Here is a 19,813-nt window from a genome sequence, read left to right on the forward strand (position 1 = left end):
TCTCCGCGAAGAGACGGGGGCGGCTCGTTTTACGGCCTACTGCCAGCCATTGACATTGATCGGACCCGGATTCCACAACCCCGAATGCGTCTCCGTCGTCACGATCGGCTTGGCCGTCTGCGCCGAGTGATCGATCCGATCCAGGATCTGCAACTCGCCCCAATCGTTGCGCGGGTCGTTGGCCAGGAAGGTCGCCAGGGTGACCGGCCGCAACAGCATCGAGCTCCAGCCCAACGCGCCGCCACCGTCATGGCTCTGCCACAGCGTCGTCATGGCCGCACCGCCGCGGTCGGGCAGGATGCGGTAGTCCGGCACCTCGGCGATCCCGTCCAGGTGATCGAACGGCCGCTGGCACGGGAACTGCAGTCCCACTTCCCAATCCAGGAGCACGGGCTTGTCCCGGCCCACATAGTCCTCGAGCGTGACGGTCTGCGGAATGCGCGGCGGGGTCAGCGCCACCCACTGCTTGCCGTCGCTATCGCGATCCTCGGCGATCACGCGAATCGCGGTGGCCTGCGCCGGAATCTGACTCAGCGGCACCCGCAGGTTCCGCCAGGTCGGCGCGGGACCGATATCGATGGGCAGGACCCGGCCCTGCGGTTCCACCGAACCGTCGGGACCGGGCACGCCGTACTCGATCTCGACCTTCTGGCCCGGCGTCACCACGCCGTCCTTGTTGACCGAGTAGATGCGTCCGGCCGCGGCCATGGCGATGATGCCCGCGCTGTCGCGCTGCGCGGGCAGGGCGTACCAGCCGGTGGTCAGGGTCGAGACCGCCTCGGTGCTGTTGTAGCTGCCCAGCACCGGGGTGTCGGCGTCGAGTCCGAAAGGCAGTGGCGCGGTGGTGGTTCCGTCGACCGTGGTGCTGGAGCGGCCACTGACGGCCGCCGAGACATTGCCGCCGGTGTCGACCTCGTCATCGGCGCGCAGATCGGTGGCGATGCCCGTCCGGGTGAAGCCGACCGCGTCCGCGGTGAAGGTGCCGAGCGCGTCGCCGTTGAGCGGCTTCAGCATGCTCTTGTTCGGGTTCTCCTCCACCAGCACGTCATTGGCGAGACCGCACGGCTTGCCCAGCACCGCATCGATATTCGAGCGGGCCAGCGAGTAGGCGGGGTACTGGGCGATCGCGCCCTTGGCCAGCGAGGCCACCTCGAACAGCACCATGAACGCCGCCGCCACGGTCAGGGGTGGGATAGAGACGAAGCGCCAACCCAGCTTCGAGATCCGGTGCGGGCCGGGCTGTTGCGGTGCCCGCACATGGAACCAACCGGCCAGACCGAGCAGGCCCACGGCGGCCACGAGCAGGATCTTGTCGACCTCGATCCCGGCCAGCACCGGCGACTTGTCGTTCCAGGAGATCGACCAGTTCGAGACGTACCACCAGCCATTGATGCTCGCGAACGAGATCGCGAGGGCGAAGGCGATGACGGCGGCGAACAGCGCGCGGTTGCGCGGCGAGCGCATGACCTTCGGACCGACCGCGACGGCCGTCAAAACCGCTACGACACCGGCGATTCCGGCGTAGATGCCGTTGTGGTGGGTCCACTTGGTGGGTGTCAGCATCATCAGCAGCATGACGCCCACACCGGTGCCCAGCACGCGCCGGACCGGTCCGGGCGCGGTGAACGGGATCCGGCCGCCCTTGCGCAGCAGCACGAACGCGCACACCAGCAGGCCGATCCAGAAGGCGAACATCCCGAAGCGCCGCGCCAGCGAGCCGTCGATGGTGGGCATGAAAAGGTACTGGTAGCGAATGTATTCCGCGTCCCAGTGCACATTCGGACCGATCAGGTCGTGTACCCGGCTCATCTCGAACATCGAGGCCAGCGGCTGATCGGCGAACATGATCGACAGCACCACCGCACCGGCCGCGACCAGCGGCGCGGCGAGGGTCAGATACGCGCCGAAGCGGGTGCGCAGGACCGTGAAGCCGCCCGAACCGGCGGGAACGGCCTTGCTCAATGCGCTTGCGCGCCGGTCGAGTATCCGCCACATCGGCCGGATACCGGCGAGCAGCGGTGCGAAGCAAATGATTCCCGACGGACCGACGGTGCAGGCGAACGCGCCGAAGGTGATCGCGATGCCGTAGGGCAGCAATCGACCGGTCGCGATGGCCCGTTCCACCGACACCCAGGTCAGCAAAAGCCCCAGCGCCACCAGCGGTTCCGGCCGCAGACCGTTGTTGTAGGGCAGCCAGATCGCCAGGAAGCCCAGCGCACCCGTCCACACCGCGACCCGGTCGCGCCGAATCCGCGCGCCCAGCCGGGGAATCACCTCGCGGCTGAGCACCAGCCAGATGACAATGCCTGCCAGCAGCGCGGGCAGACGCACGAACGCGCTGGCCGAGTAGATCTGCGCCAGGCGGCCGATCAGGTCGTAATACGGTGTGCCGACCGGGTTTTCGGGCACGCCGAGGTAGCCGAAGTAGTTGGCCATGTACCCGGCGTGAATCGAGGCCCGCCCCATGCCGTACTGGTAGCCGTCATCGGAGGTGGTCGCGCCGATGAAGTGCCAGAGAATCAACGTTCCCAGCACCACCGCGTCGACCGGCTTGAAGGTCCACCAATGCTGCGGCAGGAAGCGACGATTGCGCCGTCCGTCCAACCGGTCCAGTCGCGAGACCGCGAACAGGGCGATGATCGTGCCGATGATCGCGGTCCAGATGGCGATCTTCTTGATCGTGCTCGGCGTGGAGCTGAACCGGCTGTCCACCTGCGCGGTGACCTTGGCCCCGTCGGAGACGGTCAGATCGGAGAAGATGCCGACCATCTGCGGGCGGTAATCGCCGTTCAGCGTGACCGGTGCGACCGTGGAACCGGACAGCGTCGCGGTGGTGGAGGTGAAGTCCGAGTGGACGGTGAGCGCGCACCCCGCGGGCAGCTCCTCGACCGGAACACTCACCAGCGTCTTGTGGTGCGTGATCGCTTCCAGCTTGCCACCCGATGTGACCCGCGCCACGAAGCCGTACCGTTCGAGATCCGGCGCACCGTTCGGCGCGGTCGCGGCCAGCGTGCCGCCCTTCGAACCCAGCTGTGTCACAGCCGAACACGGGATGGTGGCGTCGAAAGCGGCGGGCGCGTACGACACCAGCGGAGCCTCGATGCTCTGCGTCGAATTGCCTTGCGGCCACGTCAGAGTCGTGTGATCCACGACGACCGGTAGCAGCGGCACGGCCAGCGCGGAAACAACGGCGATCAATCCGGCGATCAGAGCGAGCGGCCGGGCCCATCCCCCTCGGATTCGTCTCTCGGGTTCAGCACCAGCACTCCCGGCGGAATCCTGCCCCGCCTTCTCCAACACGTCGGTCACGACCGGAGATCCTAAGCGGAGTTCATAATCGTCCGCTAAGAGAGGACGAACCCGGCATCTCGGATTTCGGATGCCGGGCCCGTCACCTGGGGACTAGCTGCAGGCCGGGGAGGTCTGGTTGGCCAGCGACAGGGCGTTGCAGATCCATTCCTTCTGGACCTTCCACTTGCCGTCCTCGGCCACGAACGGCACGACGGCCTGCTGCGGCTGGCCACCGTTGACCGCGATCTGGGCGTCGGCGGTGATGGTGCCATTGCCGAGATCGGTCACATTGGTGACGGTGATGGTGGCGTTGTTCTGCTTGTAGGCGTCCGCCAGGCGGCTCGGCAGGCTCGGATCGGCCTGGACGCCCTGCATCATGTCCAGCTTCTGCGAGTCCGGCACATTCGGATCCAGCGCCTTCTGCAGCTCGGCGTTCAGATCCGCGGCGGTCGGGGCCGCCGGGTAGCTCGTCTGCGCGGCCGTGGTCTTCGAGGTGGTGGCCTTGGTGGGCTTGCTGTCCTTCTTGTCACCGCTCCCACACGCCGACAGCCCGAGGACGGTCACCACCGCGAGTGCGGCGACCGCGATGCGTCCAGTCTTCTGAAGCTTCAACTGCTCGTCCTTTGCGTTCGAGTAGGTCCGTTCGACAACGAGCGCGACACTACCAACGCGGGGTCGAAGAAGCCGCCTTCGCAAGCGATAACGCGCCATTTTCAGTCCGAATCCTCATAATTGGCGCAAACCTGTCTTAACAGCGTCAACGCAGGCTGTCGAGGGGGTCCGCCCTGCGTAGGTCGGGATCATCCGCCGGGAAGGTGCGCGCCGGACCCGGTCCGGTCGAACGGGTTTCGAAGCGAACGGTGACCACGCCGTGGCCCGCGCCCTGCACCCAGCCGTGACCGAATTCCGGGTGTTCGACATCGAGCCCCGGGTACCAGGTTCCGGTGGTGTAGGAGCGAGTCGCGGGCGGTACCACGGGATCCGGGCTGTCCGGCAGGGCGAGGGTGGGTTCCTCGGAGACCGCGCCGATCGGGTCCACGGTCTGATCCAGTTCGGGGAACAGGGATTCCTGGCGAATCTCGGACAGGCCCGCGAAACCCACGCCCACCAGGCGAATCGGACCGATCTCGGCGGGATCGAGGGCCGAGCGCTGGGCGGCGGCGGTGAGGGTGGCGAGATCCTCGGTGGCATAGGGCAATGTCGAGGAGCGGGTCACGATGCTCATGTCGGTCTTCTTGAGCTTGAGCACCACCGTGCGTGCCGCCCGGCCGTCATTGGTCAGCCTCCGATGCGCCGAGGCGGCCATGGCCTCGATCGCGGGCCGCAGCTGGGCCAGATTGAGAATGTCGGTCTCATAGGTGGTTTCGGCGCTGATCTGCTTGGCCTCGGCGCGCTCGGCCACCGGCCGGTCGTCGATGCCGCGGGCGAGCCGGTGCAGGGCCACGCCGATGCTGCCGCCCAGAATCGAGGACGCCTCCGACTCCGGGAGCGCGGCCAGCGCGCCCACCGTCTCGATTCCCAATGAGCGCAAACGACTTTCGGCCACCGGACCGATGCCCCACAGCTTGCGGACCGGGAGGGCGGAGAGGAACTTGTCCTGCTCGGTGGCCGGAATCACCCGCACGCCATCGGGTTTGGCCAGGCCGGAGGCGATTTTGGCGAGCTGTTTGCCGCTGCCCGCGCCGACCGAGGCGACCAGGCCGGTGCGCTCGCGCACGGCGGTGCGCAGGGCCTCACAGAATTCGAGGACCTGGTCGGGGGTGGCGCCCGCCAGTTCGGCGGGCTCACCGAACGCCTCGTCGAAGGAGAGGGTTTCCAGGACGGGGATTTTCGTCCGGAGGGTCTCGAAGACCTGACCGCTGAGCTCGCCGTACACCGCCCCACGCGGGGAAATCACCACCGCCGAGACCCCGACCAGCCGCTTGGCCTGATGCATCGGCATGGCCGAGCGCGCACCGTACACCCGCGCCTCGTAACTGGCCCCCGCCACCACCCCGCGCCCGCCCATGCCGCCGACCAGGACCGGGCGGCCACGCAGCGTCGGGCGGGTGAGCTGCTCGACCGAGGCGAAGAACGCGTCCATATCTATGTGCAGCACCCAGCGGCGCTGGCCCGAAACTCGGAGTCCGCCGGTGGTTTGCCGCGAGTCCGCTGCCGGTGTGTCCAGTGACACGCTCACCCCCGGCGACCCCGAATTACCGGCTCCACCAGGCACAATGTCCCGGTTTGCGGCAGCGGCGGCAGTGTTCACAACGGGAAATTTACGCCCGGCTACCGACAGGTACGACCTGCGACGTGTGTGATGATCGAGCCATGACCATTCGCAAGGCCGTGATTCCCGCCGCCGGTATCGGTTCGCGGCTGCTGCCGTTGACCAAGGCGATTCCCAAGGAAATGCTCCCCGTCGGCGACAAGCCGGTCATCGAACACACCGTCCGCGAACTGGTGGCCTCCGGCGTCACCGACATCACCATCGTGGTCAGCGGTGGAAAGTCGTTGATCCAGGATCACTTCCGCCCCAACCCCGCGCTGGTCGCCCAGTTGCGTGCCGACGGCAAGGCCGCCTACGCCGATGCCGTCGAGGAGGTCGGCGAGCTCGGCCGGGCCGGACACATCACCTACCTGGACCAGCACGGCCCCTACGGCAATGGCACGCCCGTGCTCAATGCCGCGCGTCACCTGGGGGACGAGCCGCTGCTGGTGCTGTGGCCTGACGACGTGTTCGTCGCCGAGGTGCCGCGCGCCCAGCAGCTCGTGGACGCCTACGAGAAGACCGGTGCGCCGGTGCTCGCGCTCATGCCCATGGATCCCTCCGAATCGCAGCGCTACGGCGTGCCGGTGGTGGAGGAGACCGTGAGCGAGGGGCTCATGCGGATCAGCGGCCTCAAGGAGAAGCCCAAGCCCGCCGACGCGCCGTCGTCGTTCGCGGCCATCGGCGGCTACGTGGTCACGCCGGGCATCATCAAGGAACTGCGCAAGCAGGTCGACGACTGGTACACCCACCGCACCGGCGAGGTCTACCTGACCGACGCCATCAATATCTTCGCCGCCTCGAACCCGGTGTACGGGCAGGTGATTCGCGGTCGCTGGTACGACACCGGCAACCCGGCCGACTATCTGACCGCCCAATTCGCCTCGGCGCTGGCGCATCCGGAGTACGGTCCGCTCTTGCGTCAACTCGTAGCCGAATAGATCACATCACCGATTTTGTCGAAACCCGAAACATGGGGGCAGGTTTCGGCGATCATCCATCCGGGGTCGGGACACCCGGTGGATCGAAGGTCGGTTTTGCTAGGCGGTTTGGGTACCCGAGCGGCAGCGCTCGCGGCGGCAAGTTGTTCTCTGGTCAGCGCTTTCACCATGGCCCTGCCCGCGGGCACGGCCTCCGGGGCACCGCCCGACCCGATCACCAGTACCGCCACCCTGGCCGCGACCCCGGTCGCCGACGACGGTTCCAGCATTCGGTCCTTCGAGGTGCACGACGCCCGCAATCTGACGCTGCACGTGCATTCGGCGGCCATGGACACCGACATCACGGTGGAGGTGCAGCGCCCCGCCGACACCTCCCAGCCGCGGCCGGTGCTCTACCTGCTCAATGGCGCTGGCGGCGGCCTGGATACGGCCACCTGGAAGCGGAACACCGACTCCACGCAGTTCTTCGAGGACAAGAACGTGAACGTGGTGATGCCCATCGGCGGCGCGTTCACCTACTACACCGACTGGCGCACACCCGATCCCAAGCTCGGGCAGCCCAGATGGAAGACCTTCCTCACGGAGGAGCTGCCGCCGCTGGTCGACGCGGCCTTGGACACCAATGGGATTCACGCCATCGCGGGCATGTCCATGTCCGGGACCTCGGTGTTGCAATTGGCCATCGCCGCGCCCGGCCTGTACGGGGCGGTCGCCGCCTACAGCGGGTGCGCGCAGATCAGCGATCCGGTCGGCCAGAAGTTCGCCAATCTGGTGATCTCCATCGGCGGCGGCAATCCGGTGAACATGTACGGGCCGATGGATGATCCGGAGTGGGCCGCCAACGACCCCTACGTGCACGCGGAGGCGCTGCGCGGCATGGGAATCTACGTCTCCAACGGCTCGGGCCTGCCCGGACGGCACGACAATGTGGCCGATGTGCGCAGCCTCGGGCCCGCGGACGGCGGTCTGCCGCAACAGATCCTGGTGGGCGGGATTCTGGAGGCGGCCAGTGACTGGTGCGCACGGAACCTCAAGACGCGACTGCGGGAGTTGCAGATTCCGGCGACCTTCGACATCGCCAAGCCGGGGACGCATTCGTGGGGGTACTGGCAGGACGCGCTGCGGGCGTCGTGGCCGGTGCTGGCCAAGGGACTGGACCTGCCCGAAACAGACTGAGCCGCGGGGTTATTCGTCGGCGGCGTTGTAGCGGACCAGGTACTGCGCCAGCCGGTCGATATCCGCGTCGTCCCAGTCGCGGAACCGTTCGGCGAAGGCGGCCGTCCGACTCCGGGCAGCCGCGCGGGCGACTCGCTTGCCCTCCGGTGTCGCCCGCAGCACCAGATTGCGGCGATTGGACGGATCGACGTCCCGCGCCAGGTACCCGTCCCGTTCCAGCGCCGCCACCTGCCTGCTGACCGTCGACTTGTCCAGGTGGAAGTGCCCCGCCAGATCCGCGGCCAGGCAGCCGTCCCGCTCGATCACCAGGTCCAGGATGCTCGAGGCCACCAGCGACAGCTCCGGGTGCAGTTCGGTGGCGCGCCCGCGGGCTCTCCGGGCAAAGGCGGTGAGCTCGCGCTGTATGACCTCGATCGCATCGGCGCGGCCGGGGAATGCCGGGTGACCATTCATGGTTGTAGACTACAACCTCGCTTGGTTGTATTTACCAACTATTGGAGAAGAAACCTATGGCCTCGCATCAGATCCGGCATGTCGCCACCCACCTGCTCACCCCGCTGCTCATGTGCCTCGGCATGGGACTGGCGTATCTGGGCGCGTTCCATCAGCCCGAGCCCAATCATCTGGCCGTGGCCGTGGTCGGCGACAGCCCGCAGGTGAAGGTGCTGGCGCAGACCATGAAGGACAAGGGCGGGGACGCGCTGGACGTGATCACCGTGCCGAGCCGGGACGAGGCGGTCGATCAGCTGCGGCACCGGGATCTGGCGGGGGCGTACGTGCCGGATCCGCAGAAGCCGGAAGTGCTGGTCGCCAAGGCCGGATCGGATACGACGGCCATGGCGGTCGAAGCGGTCTTTCATCAGGTGTCCGTCCAGCAGGGTGCCACCCAGCCCACGACCACCGACGTGACCACGCCCAGCTCCGGCGACCCGACCGCGCAGGGCATCTTCTTCCTGCTGGTCGCGCTGAGCATCGGGTCCTACGGCAGCGTGGCGGCCATCGGCGCGGCGGGCGCGGGCCTGTCCATGCGGGTGCGCGCGCTGATCGGACTGGGCACCTCGCTGCTGGTGAGCCTGATCGGACTGGTCTTGGCGGGTCCGGTCTTCCACGTGGTCGACCATGACGCCGCCGCGATCTGGGCCATGTCGTGGCTGTACTCGGCGGGCATCCTGGCCATCGGCATCGGCCTGCACACCTTCCTGAAGCGGTGGACCACCCTGGGCATGATGGTGCTGTTCGTCATGCTGAACTTCACCAGCTCCGGCGGCGTCTACAGCCCGTGGCTGCAGAACGATTTCTTCGGGACGCTGCACCACTTCTGGAACGGGGCCGGATTCGTCGAGGGCGCGCGCAGCCTGCTGTACTTCGACAGCGCGGGCCTCGGCAGCCGGATCGCCAGCCTGGTCATCTGGTTCGCGGCGGGCGTGGTGCTGATGGCCATTGCGGCGGCCGCGGAAAAGCGCCAGGCCGCAGCGGTTTCCGAGCCCCGGCACGCGGCCCCGGTCGTACGGAGCGAGGATGCCGAGGAAGAGATGGAAGAGGCCGTCGGCGTCTAGTTCGACCGAATACCCAACTGCGACAAGGCGGTCCGGATGCCCACCCGGACCGTCTCGTTGTCTCCCACTCCCCCGCTGATGGTCACGCCGTCGCGGGTCATCAGGAGCATGCGCGCGGCGTCGTCGACGTCGGTGTGTCCGGCCGCGCGCAGCCGGTCGGCCATGAGGTCGCGGAACCAGCCGCGATAGTCGTCGACCACTTTGCGCACGGCATGGTCGGACTGCGGAAACTCCACGGCCGCATTGAGGAACGGGCAGCCGCGAAAGCCCGGCCCGCGGCTGAGCTCGCCGAGCCGCTCGAAGATGCCGACGATGGATTCGGTGCCCTCGCCGGGGATGGACTCGAGCGTCTCCCGCTGGCGGGCGTACTCGCGGACCAGGTAGGCGACGACCAGGTCTTCCTTGGTCTTGAAGTGCCGGTAGAAGGTGGCCTTCGCGATGCCCGCCTCGGCGATGATGCGGTCGATGCCGACGGTGTGGATGCCCTCGGCGTAGAACAGCCGAGTGGCGGTGTCCAGCAGGCGATCACGGGCTTCGCTCATGGCTCGACCCACTCCTTCCCCGATCGTCTCGCTTTGCAAGCGGGTTTCGGTATTGACGATAGCAGACAGATCTGTCTACCCTGGATTTCGTCGGAACAGACAAGTCTGTCTAGGGAGATTCGAAATGCCTAAGCTCTTCACCTCGTCCGCCACCTCCGTCGGCCGCGAGGGCCGCTCGGTCAGCTCCGACGGTTACCTCGACCTGAAGCTGGCCCAGCCCAAGGAGGTCGGCGGCAGCGGTGACGGCACCAACCCGGAGCAGCTGTTCGCGGTGGGCTACTCGGCCTGCTTCGCGGGTGCGCTGCAGGTCGTGGCCCGCAATGCCGGTGTCTCGATCGGCGACACCTCGGTGACCGCCGACGTCAGCCTGAACAAGGACGAGGAGACCGGTTTCGGCATCTCCGTCGTGCTGCGCGTCGAGCTGCCCGAGGAACTGCAGAACGAGAAGGGCCGCGAGCTCGTCGAGGCCGCGCACCAGGTGTGCCCGTACTCGAAGGCCACCCGGGGCAACATCCCGGTGGAACTCGTTGTCGAGTAAGACGATTCAGTAGAAGCGGCGGATGGTGTAGATGTCGAACTGATCCAGCGGGGTCAGACCGACGGGCACACCCAAGCCGTACGCGTTCAAGATATTGCCGCCTCCCGCGTAGATGCCTACGTGGGAGGCGTCGTCGTTGAGGACCACCACATCGCCGGGTTGCAGTGCGCCGAAAGGCACTTCGAGCCCGGCGTCGGCCTGCTGCCAGGTGGTGCGCGGCATATCGATGCCGACGCTGCGAAAGGCCCACTGCACCAGGCCCGAACAGTCCCAGTCGTCGGGGCCGGTGCCGCCCCAGCGGTAGGGCTTGCCGGTCTGGGTGGTGGCCAGGCCGAGGGCTACCATGGCGCGAGGGCTCGCGAGGGGGATCTGCGCCGAGCCGCTCGCGCTGCCGGAGGCCGAGCCGGAGGCGCTACCGGAGGACGAACCCGAGGCGGAGCCGGTATCCGCAGACGCGGTTCCCACCGACAGTGCCCCCGCTACGGCCAGTGCCGCCATCGTCGTGACGATGTTCCGGACTCTTCCGAGCTGCCTTCGAGCCATGTGCGCGCCCCTTCATCGGCGATACCGCGGGAACTGCCTTCGAACATGAGCGTTAGCTAGCTAATAGCCGTTGTATCGCACGTGCAACATGCGTCACAAGAGAACCTTGGCTGGCGTGTCTCGAGAGGCATGTCACTTGGCATGAAGAAGCGGCCCGTCTGGAATCCAGACGGGCCGCTCGAGATTTGCCGACGATCAGCGGTTCCACCGCAGGGTCAGGTGGTGGTTGGCCTTCATCAGCAGGGGGATCAGCAGGTAGGCCGAGACCGGCACCACGATCGCGGTCAGGATCAGCGTCCGCACGAAGACCGGCAGGCTGCCCATCTCCGGACCCAGCAGCGCCAGGGCGATGGTGATGGTCGGGTACACGGCCAGCCAGGTGATCAGCGCGCGCCGGTGCACCGACGGAACCACAACGGGGGTGGCGACATTCGCGGCGGGGGTGGTGGCGATGGTGGTCATTGTTCGCTCCTAGCGACCGTGTTCCGAACTTCCGGCGAGACGGTCCGTCTCGTCTCATGAAGTAAATTAGGCCGCGTCCCAACGCTTGTCAAGACGAGACGTTCCGTCTCGTTCGCGAGTATGCTGAACCCATGCCCCAGCCCCCCAAGCCCGAACTGCGCAATCCCAAGTCCCATCAGGCGATCCTGGACGCGACCTTCGAACTCGCGGTGAGCAAGGGCTACGGCAAACTCACCATCGAGGCCATCGCCGCCAAAGCGGGCGTGGGCAAGCAGACCATCTACCGCTGGTGGCCCTCCAAGGGCGCGATCGCCCTCGAGGCCATCAACGACCAAATCGGTTCCGCCACGGACTTTCCCGATACCGGCGACATCGCCGCCGACCTGAAGACCCAGATCACCGGACTGTCGCGCATGCTCGCCGGTGACGTCGGGTGCGTCTACCGAGGCGTCATCGCCGAGGCCCAGCACGATCCGAAACTCCTGCAGACCGTCCGCGACACCTTCACCGAGCCCCGCGCGCGGAACGCCGCGCGCCGCCTCGAAACCGCCATGCGCGCCGGTCAGATTCGCGACGACCTCCCCATCCTGACCATGACCAATATGCTCTACGGCCCCGTCTATCTGAGGTTCCTGCTCGGCCAGGGCGACATCCTGGACGTCGCGAGCCTGGTCGACCCGATTCTCGACGGCCTGCGCCCGCGCCCGGTGTGAAAACGCGTCGGGCGGGACCGATTTCGGCCCCGCCCGACGTGGTCGTGGCGACTATGCCTTGGTGATCGAGACCTTTACGCCGCCGACGATTTCGGGGGCGTCTGCGCCTGCCGCACCGAAATTCAGGGTGGTGGCGAGGATTTCGCCCGCGATGAGGTCGCGGTGGGTTTCGGCCCACGCCAACCGCTCGGCGGGGACGTCGAGGATCACGGTGATGCGGTCGGAGACGTCGAGGCCCAGGGACTTTCGGGTTTCCTGGAGGTCGCGGATGAGGTCGCGGGCCCAGCCTTCGGCCTCGAGTTCCTCGGTGACGAGCGAATTCAGCACCACCAGACCGGCATTGCCGGGGAGGGCGGCGGTGGAGTCGGGCTCGGCGGCGACCAGGCGCTGGGTGTATTCCTCGGGGAGCAGGGCGATTCCGGCGGCGGAGACGGTGCCGTCGGCGGCCTCGGTCCACTCCCCGGCCTTGACGGCCTTGATGACCGTCTGGACGTCCTTGCCGATGCGCGGGCCCGCGGCGCGGGCGTTGACCACCAGTTCGAAGCGGCCGTGGGCGGCCACATCGGTGGTGAGGTCGACGCGCTTGACGTTCACCTCGTCGGCGATCAGGTCGACGAAGGGACGCAGGCGTTCCGCGTCGGCGGCGGCCACGGTGACCTCCGAGAGCGGCAGGCGCACACGGAGATTCTGGGCCTTGCGCAGGCTCAGGACCGTGGAGCAGACCGTGCGGACCTCGTCCATGGCCGACACCAGCTCGGCGTCGTGGGGCAGTTCGTCCGCCTTCGGCCAATCGGCCAGGTGCACCGAGCGCTCGCCGGTGAGGCCGCGGTAGATCACCTCGGTCAGCAGCGGCAGCAGCGGTGCGGCCAGGCGGGTGGTCACCTCCAGCACCGTGTGCAGGGTGTCGATGGCGTCGCGGTCCTCTTCCCAGAAGCGCGAACGCGACCGGCGCACATACCAATTGGTCAGCGCGTCGGCGAAGGTGCGCAGCTCGTCACAGGCGGTGGCGATGTCGTAGACCTCGAGCGCGTCGGTCATGACATCGCGCGTCTGCGCGAGCTTGGCCAGGATGTACTGGTCCAGCACGTTTTTCGAGTCCGTGCGCCAGGTGCCGGGGGTCGAGGCGTACAGCTGCAGGAAGGTCCACGCGTTCCACAGCGGACGCAGCGCCTGGCTCACGCCCTCGCGGATGCCGCGCTCGGTGACGATCAGGTTGCCGCCGCGCAGCACCGGGGAGGCCATGAGGAACCAGCGCATGGCGTCGGAGCCGTCGCGGTCGAAGACCTCGTTGACGTCCGGGTAGTTGCCCTTGGATTTGGACATCTTCAGGCCGTCGTCGCCGAGCACGATGCCGTGCGCCACAACGGACTTGAACGCCGGGCGGTCGAACAGCGCGGTGGACAGCACGTGCAGGTTGTAGAACCAGCCGCGGGTCTGGCCGTTGTACTCGACGATGAAGTCGCCGGGGCTGTGGGCCGGAGCGTCGGCGGTGCCCTCGAACCATTCCTTGTTCTCGAACGGGTAGTGCACCTGCGCGTACGGCATGGAGCCCGACTCGAACCAGCAGTCGAGCACCTCGGGCGTGCGCCGCATCATCGACTTCCCGGTCGGGTCATCGGGATTCGGGCGCACCAGCTCGTCGATGCCGGGCCGGTGCAGATCCTCCGGCCGCACGCCGAAGTCCCGCTCGATCTCATCGAGCGAGCCGTACACGTCCACGCGCGGGTAGGCCGGATCGTCGGAGATCCACACCGGGATGGGCGCGCCCCAGTACCGGTTGCGGCTGATGTTCCAGTCGCGCGCGTTCTCCAGCCACTTGCCGAACTGGCCGTCGCGGATGTGCTCCGGGACCCAGGTGATCTCCTTGTTGAGCTCCACCATGCGGTCGCGGAACTTGGTGACCGCCACGAACCAGGACGGCACCGCCATGTAGATCAGCGGCTGGCCCGACCGCCACGAGTGCGGGTAGGAGTGCTCGATGGTCTCGTGCCGCAACAGCTTTCCGGCGGCCTTGAGGTCCTTGATGATGACCGGGTTGGCGTCGAAGACCATGAGGCCCTCGTACGGCGGCACCATGGAGGTGAACTTGCCGCCCGCGTCGAGGGGCTGCACGATCTCGATCCCGTTGGCGGAGGCGACATCCATGTCCTCCTCACCGAAGGCGGGCGCAAGATGCACGATGCCGGTGCCGGAGTCGGTGGTCACGTAGTCGGCGTTGAGCACGCGGTGGGCACGGGGATGGCCGCGGAAGAAGTCGAACGGCGGCAGATAGTCCAGGCCCTCGAGCGCCGCGCCCGAATGCTCGGACAGCACCGTGGGCTCCTCGCCCAGCTCGCGGGTGTAGTGCGAGAGCCGTTCGGCGGCAAGCACGTACCGCTTGCCGTCCTTGCCCTCGACGTGCACGTAGGTCAGGTCCGGGTGCACGGCGATCGCCAGGTTGGACGGCAGGGTCCAGGGTGTGGTGGTCCAGATGAGCGCGTTCGCGCCGTCGAGCTGGTGGAGCGGATGATCGGCCGCCACCCGCAGCACCATGTCCACGGTGACCGCCGGGTCCTGGCGCATCCGGTAGGAGTCGTCGAGGCGCGCCTCCTGATTCGACAGCGGCGTCTGCTCATACCAGCTGTAGGGCAGCACCCGGAAGCCCTGATAGATCAGCCCCTTGTCGTACAACGACTTGAACGCCCACATGACCGATTCCATGAAGTCGAGGTCGAGGGTTTTGTAGTCGTTGTCGAAGTCGACCCAGCGCGCCTGACGCGTCACATAGTTACGCCACTCGTTGGTGTAGCGAAGCACCGAGGATTTGCACGCGGCATTGAATTCCGCGAGGCCCATGGCATCGATCTGTGATTTGTCCGTGATACCGAGCTGCTTCTCGGCTTCGATTTCCGCCGGGAGGCCGTGAGTATCCCAACCGAATCGTCGTTCCACCTTCTTCCCGCGCATGGTTTGGAATCGCGGGATCAAATCCTTGACGTATCCGGTGAGCAGATGACCGTAGTGCGGCAACCCATTGGCGAAGGGTGGACCGTCGTAGAAGACGAATTCCTCTGCATCGGAACGGTTCTCGATGCTGGCACGGAAGGTGTCGTCGGCGGCCCAGTAGTCGAGGACCCGCTGCTCCAGCTCGGGGAAGGACACCTGGCCGGTCGTCTTGCTGAGCTCGACGCGGGGGTACGCGCTTCGGGTGGTGGTCTCGTCCGCCATGGCGGCCTCTCGTCTCCTCGTGCCATCACGTGTGGGCACGGGGACGATCCCGGCGCTCCGTGCGCCGCAACCGCGGTACCACCCCGCTTGCCCGGTCGTTCGGAGCGAAAACCCTTGTGCGACCAAGCCTCTCGTTGCGAGCTATGACGGGCTCACCCGTTCGGTTCTACTGAGCGGGAGGCCCGCCGTTCTTCCGAAGACTCCCCGGTGATAGCCGGATCAACGCCGTAAAGCTGTCTCCATACTAGCGGGGCGAGTCCAGCGGTTATTCCGCGGACCCACCCCGACAGTCTCCATAGAAGCTTTGCTCAGTGCTTCGCGTGCCTGCCACCCGGTCTCGACGAGGCTTCCTCGTCGTTCTCGGTCCGCAGCGACAACGCACTGACGAGCAGCAGCACCGCGCCTATGACGCACACGATGATGCAGCCCCATGCCCAGATCACCGAACCGGTGGTCAGTGCGGTCACCAGCAGGCCGAAACCCACGGCGGCGAGCGCGAGCGTCACCACGAGCAAGTGCACCACCCCCTCGCTGGGCTTCGCTGGCTCGGGCCGTTGCGGGCTCGGCCATCGAAGGACGGGAAAGGTTGGCGACGATGACGCACCGACCGGGCTGTCACCCGGCGCGACGCGGCATCGCGGGCCGTAGTTACGACTTTACTTGCTGCCCTTGAGAAGTGCGCCGTTGCCCGACGCGTCGGCGCCGAACTCGCCGCCGTCGACCGGAACCGCGGAGCCACGGTTCTCCAGCTCCTCGAGCTGCGACTCCAGGTAGGACTTCAGCCGCACCCGGTACTCGCGCTCGAAGGTCTTGAGCTGCTCGATGCGGCTCTCCAGCACGCTGCGCTGCTGGGTGATGGTGGCCATGATCTCGGTGTGCTTGCGCTCGGCGTCGGCCTGCAGGGCGTCGGCCTTCTCCTTGGCCTGGCGCAGCTGGGAATCCGAGCGGGTCTGCGCGTCGGACAGCATGGCCTCGGCCTTCTGGCGGGCGTCGGCGATCATGGCCTCGGAGCGGGTGCGCGCGTCGCTGACCAGTCGCTCCGAGTTGGCTCTGGCGTTGGCCAGCAGCTGCTCGGCCTCGGTCTTGGCATCGGAGGTGAGGCGGTCGGCCATCTCCTGAGCCAGCGAAAGCACCTTGGCGGCCTGCAGATTCGCGTCCGCGGAGGGGGCGTCCTGCTTGACGGCGGCGACCGGGGCGGGCGCGGGCATGGGAGCCGGGGGCGCGGGCGGGGCGGCCTTGATGGGCTCCGGCGCGATGGGCGCCTTCACGGTCTGGACCGCGGGGCCCCGATTCTTCTTGGCGTCAGCCAGTTCCGCGTCCAACTCGGCAACGCGCTGGCGAAGATCAGCATTCTCCTCGATGAGGCGTGAGAGCTCCTGCTCGACCAGGTCGAGGAAGGCGTCGACTTCGTCCTCGTTGTATCCGCGCTTCCCGATCGGTGGTTTGCTGAACGCGACGTTATGAACATCGGCGGGGGTCAGCGGCATGGAACGATCCCTTCACGCTTCGTATGGAGATCTAGCGGTAGATCTGGGCAAGCTTTCTTTCGGCCCATTCTGTCACACCTGAGCTATCGACTGCCCTGCCTGGCCCGTGATCGTCATCAAGATGAACACGATAAAGAGCAGGACCATAATGGACAGATCGAGCCGAATTCCCCCAAGATTCACTGGGGGTATCAAACGCCTCAGAAGTTTCACCGGGGGGTCGGTGATCGTGAAGATCACCTCCAGGAGGATCACGACGAAGCCAGTCGGACGCCAGTCTCGCGCGAAGCTGCGGATGAACTCGACGATGACTCGGCTGATCAGCAGCAGCCAAAAGATGAACAGCAGCAGGTTCAACACCGTCAACAGGTCCACCCGACCACTCTGCCTCAGATCTCATGATCGGCAAAATAGAAACACTGATCGCCCCGGTCACAGCTGGGCCGACAGCCTATGACTACCGGTCGGACGTACCGACACACACTGTGGCACTCGGATACCCGGACAACTCGGGCACAAGACTCCCCCACAATCCCCCGCGCCTCCCCGCGCAATCCCCCGCGACAAAGTCGCAACCCCCATAGACGCAACGTAATTCGTTGCCTCGGTTTACTTCTCACCCCACCCGACTCCCGGGCACCCGCCGTGGGCGCGGCCCCGCGAATCCCGAGAGTTGGGTCCCGTTACTTCTGGTTGTAGAAGCCGTTTTCGGCGATGCGGCGGCGCTCCTCGGCGGAGACGTCCACGTCGGCGGGCGACAGCAGGAAGACCTTGGTGGCGACCTTGTCGAACGAACCACGCAGGGCGAAGGCCAGACCCGCGGCGAAGTCCACCAGCCGACGCGCGTCGGAGTTGCTCATCTCGACCAGATCCATGATCACCGGGGTGCCGTCGCGGAAGCGCTCGCCGATGATGGCGGCCTCCGCGTAGGTGCGCGGGCGCAGCGTGGTGATCTTGGACAAGGTGCCTCCGTCCTCGAAGATCTGGGGACGGCGGGCCGCCTCGATCCGGCGCTCCTGCTCCCGCAGCTCCTCAATGCGACGCTCCGCGTCGGTGTCCATCGCGAGCGCGCCGCGGGTGCTGCCGCGCACCATGGGCGCGCTGCCGCCCACGGACCGGGTGCGGCTGGACGGGGCGGTGTCGATGCGGGTGGGACGGCGCGGCGGTTCGTAACGGTCGTCGGCGTCGTAGCGGTCGCGGTGATCGCGCTCGCGGAGGTCGTCGACGTAGTCGTCGCGGCGGGAGACGGCACTGTAGCCCGGCTTGTAGGGGGCCTTGTACGACGGCTCGTAGGCGGGCTCGTCGTCGTAGCGGTCCTCGGCGTACCGGTCGTAGTCGCGCTCGCGTTCCCCGTAGGCGCGGGGACGACGCTGGCCACGCTCATCGGCGCTCCGGGCGGCTCCGCGGTCGTCGACGTAGTCGTCTTCGTAATCCTCGAGCGGAACCATCCCGAAGTACGCCTTGAACTTGTGCAGCGTGCTCATCTGGTCGACCTTCCTTCGGCCCCGGTTGGCCTGGGGTGTTGTCCTGCTCAGACCTCATCTGTCACCAAGCATATGTTTCAAATGTGACTGGTGAGGTTTCTTTGCTACGCCGAGGTTATCGGTCGCGCGCCCATCAGGGCAGTACCGACACGCACGCACGTGGATCCGTGGCGGATGGCCGACTCCAAGTCGCCGGACATGCCCGCCGACAGTTCCATAGCTTCGGGGTGGACGGTCGTTAATGCGGCGTGGATGCGGGCCAGTTGCTCGAAGGCGGCATCGGGCTCGACATCCAGCGGGGGGATCGCCATCAGGCCCGCGAGCTGCAGTGATTCCGAGGCGGCGACCTGATCGGCGAGGGCGTGCAGGGCCGCGTCGCGGACGCCGCCGCGGGCGGGATCGGCGTCGAGGGAGACCTGGAGCAGCACGCGCAAGGGGGTGGTGCGGGTGCCGTCGTCGAGAGCGGCCTTGACGCCCGTGTCGAGGGCACTGGCCAGCCGGTCCGAATCGACCGAATAGACCGTATCTGCCCAGCGTGCAACGGCTTTGGCCTTGTTGCGCTGGAGGCGGCCGATGAATTCCCAACGTATTTGGGACAGGTGTCCCAGTTGGGCCACCTTGGCGGCGGCCTCCTGTTCCCGGGATTCGCCGAACTCGCGGCGGCCGAGGTGATAGAGGATCTCGATATCCGAGGCGGGGAAGAACTTGGTGACCGGCAGCAGGCGGACCGAGCCCCTGTCACGCCCCGCGGCCGCGCACGCTGCGTCGATTCGCTCGATGAGAGCTGACAGCGAGGTCTTCAGTTGTTCGACGCGGTCCCCGTGGCCTGTGACTCCCGTCGCAACCGATCCCGTTGTGCCGGTAGAACTCTCGGTCATTCTGAAACCCCTTCGGATGACATCCAAATCACACCGGCGAGTCGCCCCGTCGGCGCGCCGCGGCGGTGCGAGAACAGCGTCTTGTCCTCGATGGTGCAGCGCGGGTCCACGGCCACCGCGCCCACACCGGCCGCTTCCAGCTGTCGCCGAATGCCCGCGCGCAGATCCAGACCGGGCGTGCCCTTGGCCGTGGTGGTCGCGCTGCCGGGCAGGTGCGCCTCGACGTCGGCGCGCATGGCGGCGGGCACCTCGTACTGGCGACCGCTGGCCGCCGGGCCGAGGAACGCGCCGATGCGCTCGGGTCGCGCGCCCACCGACACCATGGCCTCGAGGACCTTCGGGACGATGCCGATGCGCGCGCCGATGCGGCCCGCGTGCACGGCGGCGATGACCCCGGCCTCGTCGTCGGAAAGCAGGATCGGCACACAGTCGGCGGTCAGCACCACCAGCGCCAAATCCCGCCGGGTGGTCACCAGCGCATCGGTGGCGGGTACCGGCTCGGTGCGCGGGCCGTCGACGATCTCGACGTTGCGGCCGTGGATCTGTTCCATCCAGATCAGGTGATCGGGTGCCAGGCCGAGATTCTCGGCCAGGCGAACTCGATTGCGCCGCACCGCCTCCGGATCGTCGCCCACGTGGTCGCCCAGGTTGAACGAGTCGTAGGGGGCCGCGGAGAAGCCGCCCGCGCGCGTGGTCACTACCCGTCTGGTCCGGAAAACAGGTGCCGCTGATGTCATGGGTTCG

The 19,813-nt window shown here is 67.0% G+C and carries 19 protein-coding genes; 5 read left to right on the forward strand and 14 right to left on the reverse strand.

Going from position 1 to position 19,813, the window contains the following annotated elements; genetic code table 11:
* Positions 1 to 36 precede the first annotated feature (36 nt).
* The 3 genes from VMT40_RS36045 to VMT40_RS36055 all read right to left on the reverse strand — a co-directional run bounded on the left by VMT40_RS36045 (position 37) and on the right by VMT40_RS36055 (position 5,374).
* Positions 37 to 3,309, reverse strand: coding sequence for an arabinosyltransferase domain-containing protein (locus VMT40_RS36045; RefSeq protein WP_326364142.1), 3,273 nt, complete (start codon positions 3,307 to 3,309; stop codon positions 37 to 39).
* A gap of 93 nt (positions 3,310 to 3,402) precedes the next feature.
* A complete protein-coding gene (locus VMT40_RS36050; RefSeq protein ID WP_326364144.1) occupies positions 3,403 to 3,903 on the reverse strand; it encodes a hypothetical protein in 501 nt (166 codons plus the stop codon).
* 145 nt (positions 3,904 to 4,048) lie between these two features.
* Positions 4,049 to 5,374, reverse strand: a complete 1,326-nt coding sequence (locus tag VMT40_RS36055; RefSeq protein ID WP_442790123.1) for a DNA polymerase IV — start codon at positions 5,372 to 5,374, stop codon at positions 4,049 to 4,051.
* A 230-nt stretch (positions 5,375 to 5,604) separates the two neighbouring features.
* Between VMT40_RS36055 and VMT40_RS36060 the strand changes: the two genes are divergently transcribed.
* Together VMT40_RS36060 and VMT40_RS36065 are read left to right on the forward strand one after the other, a co-directional pair.
* A complete protein-coding gene (locus tag VMT40_RS36060) occupies positions 5,605 to 6,483 on the forward strand; it encodes a UTP--glucose-1-phosphate uridylyltransferase (RefSeq protein ID WP_326313140.1) in 879 nt (292 codons plus the stop codon).
* A 168-nt stretch (positions 6,484 to 6,651) separates the two neighbouring features.
* Entirely contained in the window at positions 6,652 to 7,659 is a 1,008-nt protein-coding gene (locus VMT40_RS36065) for an alpha/beta hydrolase (protein ID WP_326364146.1), read from the forward strand.
* A 9-nt stretch (positions 7,660 to 7,668) separates the two neighbouring features.
* Here VMT40_RS36065 and VMT40_RS36070 read toward each other — a convergent pair whose 3' ends face one another.
* On the reverse strand, positions 7,669 to 8,112 hold the full coding sequence (locus tag VMT40_RS36070) for a MarR family winged helix-turn-helix transcriptional regulator (RefSeq protein WP_326364148.1): 444 nt from the start codon (positions 8,110 to 8,112) through the stop codon (positions 7,669 to 7,671).
* Positions 8,113 to 8,168: 56 nt separating this feature from the next.
* Between VMT40_RS36070 and VMT40_RS36075 the strand changes: the two genes are divergently transcribed.
* A complete protein-coding gene (locus VMT40_RS36075; protein ID WP_326364150.1) occupies positions 8,169 to 9,215 on the forward strand; it encodes a hypothetical protein in 1,047 nt (348 codons plus the stop codon).
* Here the strand turns inward: VMT40_RS36075 and VMT40_RS36080 are convergent.
* On the reverse strand, positions 9,212 to 9,757 hold the full coding sequence (locus VMT40_RS36080) for a TetR/AcrR family transcriptional regulator (RefSeq protein ID WP_326364152.1): 546 nt from the start codon (positions 9,755 to 9,757) through the stop codon (positions 9,212 to 9,214). The two genes, VMT40_RS36075 and VMT40_RS36080, sit on opposite strands and share 4 nt — an antisense overlap.
* Before the next feature lie 124 nt (positions 9,758 to 9,881).
* Here VMT40_RS36080 and VMT40_RS36085 point away from each other — a divergent pair, with 124 nt between their 5' ends.
* Complete coding sequence (locus VMT40_RS36085; protein WP_326364154.1) at positions 9,882 to 10,295, forward strand: organic hydroperoxide resistance protein; 414 nt, start codon at positions 9,882 to 9,884, stop codon at positions 10,293 to 10,295.
* 6 nt (positions 10,296 to 10,301) lie between these two features.
* On the opposite strand, the gene VMT40_RS36090 is transcribed toward VMT40_RS36085, so the two are convergent.
* Positions 10,302 to 10,793, reverse strand: coding sequence for a C40 family peptidase (locus tag VMT40_RS36090; protein WP_326364155.1), 492 nt, complete (start codon positions 10,791 to 10,793; stop codon positions 10,302 to 10,304).
* Positions 10,794 to 11,033: 240 nt separating this feature from the next.
* Positions 11,034 to 11,300 (reverse strand): hypothetical protein, encoded by a 267-nt coding sequence (locus tag VMT40_RS36095; RefSeq protein WP_326364156.1) that lies wholly within the window; start codon positions 11,298 to 11,300, stop codon positions 11,034 to 11,036.
* A gap of 131 nt (positions 11,301 to 11,431) precedes the next feature.
* Here VMT40_RS36095 and VMT40_RS36100 point away from each other — a divergent pair, with 131 nt between their 5' ends.
* Positions 11,432 to 12,013, forward strand: coding sequence for a TetR/AcrR family transcriptional regulator (locus VMT40_RS36100; protein WP_326364157.1), 582 nt, complete (start codon positions 11,432 to 11,434; stop codon positions 12,011 to 12,013).
* Positions 12,014 to 12,064: 51 nt separating this feature from the next.
* On the opposite strand, the gene ileS is transcribed toward VMT40_RS36100, so the two are convergent.
* From ileS to pgeF, 7 genes are all read right to left on the reverse strand, one after another.
* Entirely contained in the window at positions 12,065 to 15,220 is a 3,156-nt protein-coding gene (gene ileS, locus VMT40_RS36105; RefSeq protein ID WP_326364158.1) for an isoleucine--tRNA ligase, read from the reverse strand.
* Between the two features lie 308 nt (positions 15,221 to 15,528).
* Positions 15,529 to 15,735, reverse strand: coding sequence for a hypothetical protein (locus VMT40_RS36110; protein WP_326313212.1), 207 nt, complete (start codon positions 15,733 to 15,735; stop codon positions 15,529 to 15,531).
* A gap of 141 nt (positions 15,736 to 15,876) precedes the next feature.
* Entirely contained in the window at positions 15,877 to 16,707 is an 831-nt protein-coding gene (gene wag31, locus VMT40_RS36115) for a DivIVA-like cell division protein Wag31 (protein WP_326313129.1), read from the reverse strand.
* A 72-nt stretch (positions 16,708 to 16,779) separates the two neighbouring features.
* Positions 16,780 to 17,082: a YggT family protein gene (locus VMT40_RS36120; RefSeq protein WP_326364159.1), complete on the reverse strand. Its 303-nt coding sequence runs from the start codon at positions 17,080 to 17,082 to the stop codon at positions 16,780 to 16,782.
* Between the two features lie 308 nt (positions 17,083 to 17,390).
* Positions 17,391 to 18,191, reverse strand: a complete 801-nt coding sequence (locus VMT40_RS36125; RefSeq protein WP_326313127.1) for a cell division protein SepF — start codon at positions 18,189 to 18,191, stop codon at positions 17,391 to 17,393.
* 104 nt (positions 18,192 to 18,295) lie between these two features.
* On the reverse strand, positions 18,296 to 19,069 hold the full coding sequence (locus VMT40_RS36130; RefSeq protein WP_326364160.1) for a YggS family pyridoxal phosphate-dependent enzyme: 774 nt from the start codon (positions 19,067 to 19,069) through the stop codon (positions 18,296 to 18,298).
* A complete protein-coding gene (pgeF, locus tag VMT40_RS36135; protein WP_326364161.1) occupies positions 19,066 to 19,806 on the reverse strand; it encodes a peptidoglycan editing factor PgeF in 741 nt (246 codons plus the stop codon). The genes VMT40_RS36130 and pgeF overlap by 4 nt, the downstream gene beginning before the upstream one ends.
* Between the last annotated feature and the right edge of the window lie 7 nt (positions 19,807 to 19,813).

This window comes from Nocardia sp. CDC160 (assembly GCF_035818795.1).
GTDB lineage: Bacteria > Actinomycetota > Actinomycetes > Mycobacteriales > Mycobacteriaceae > Nocardia.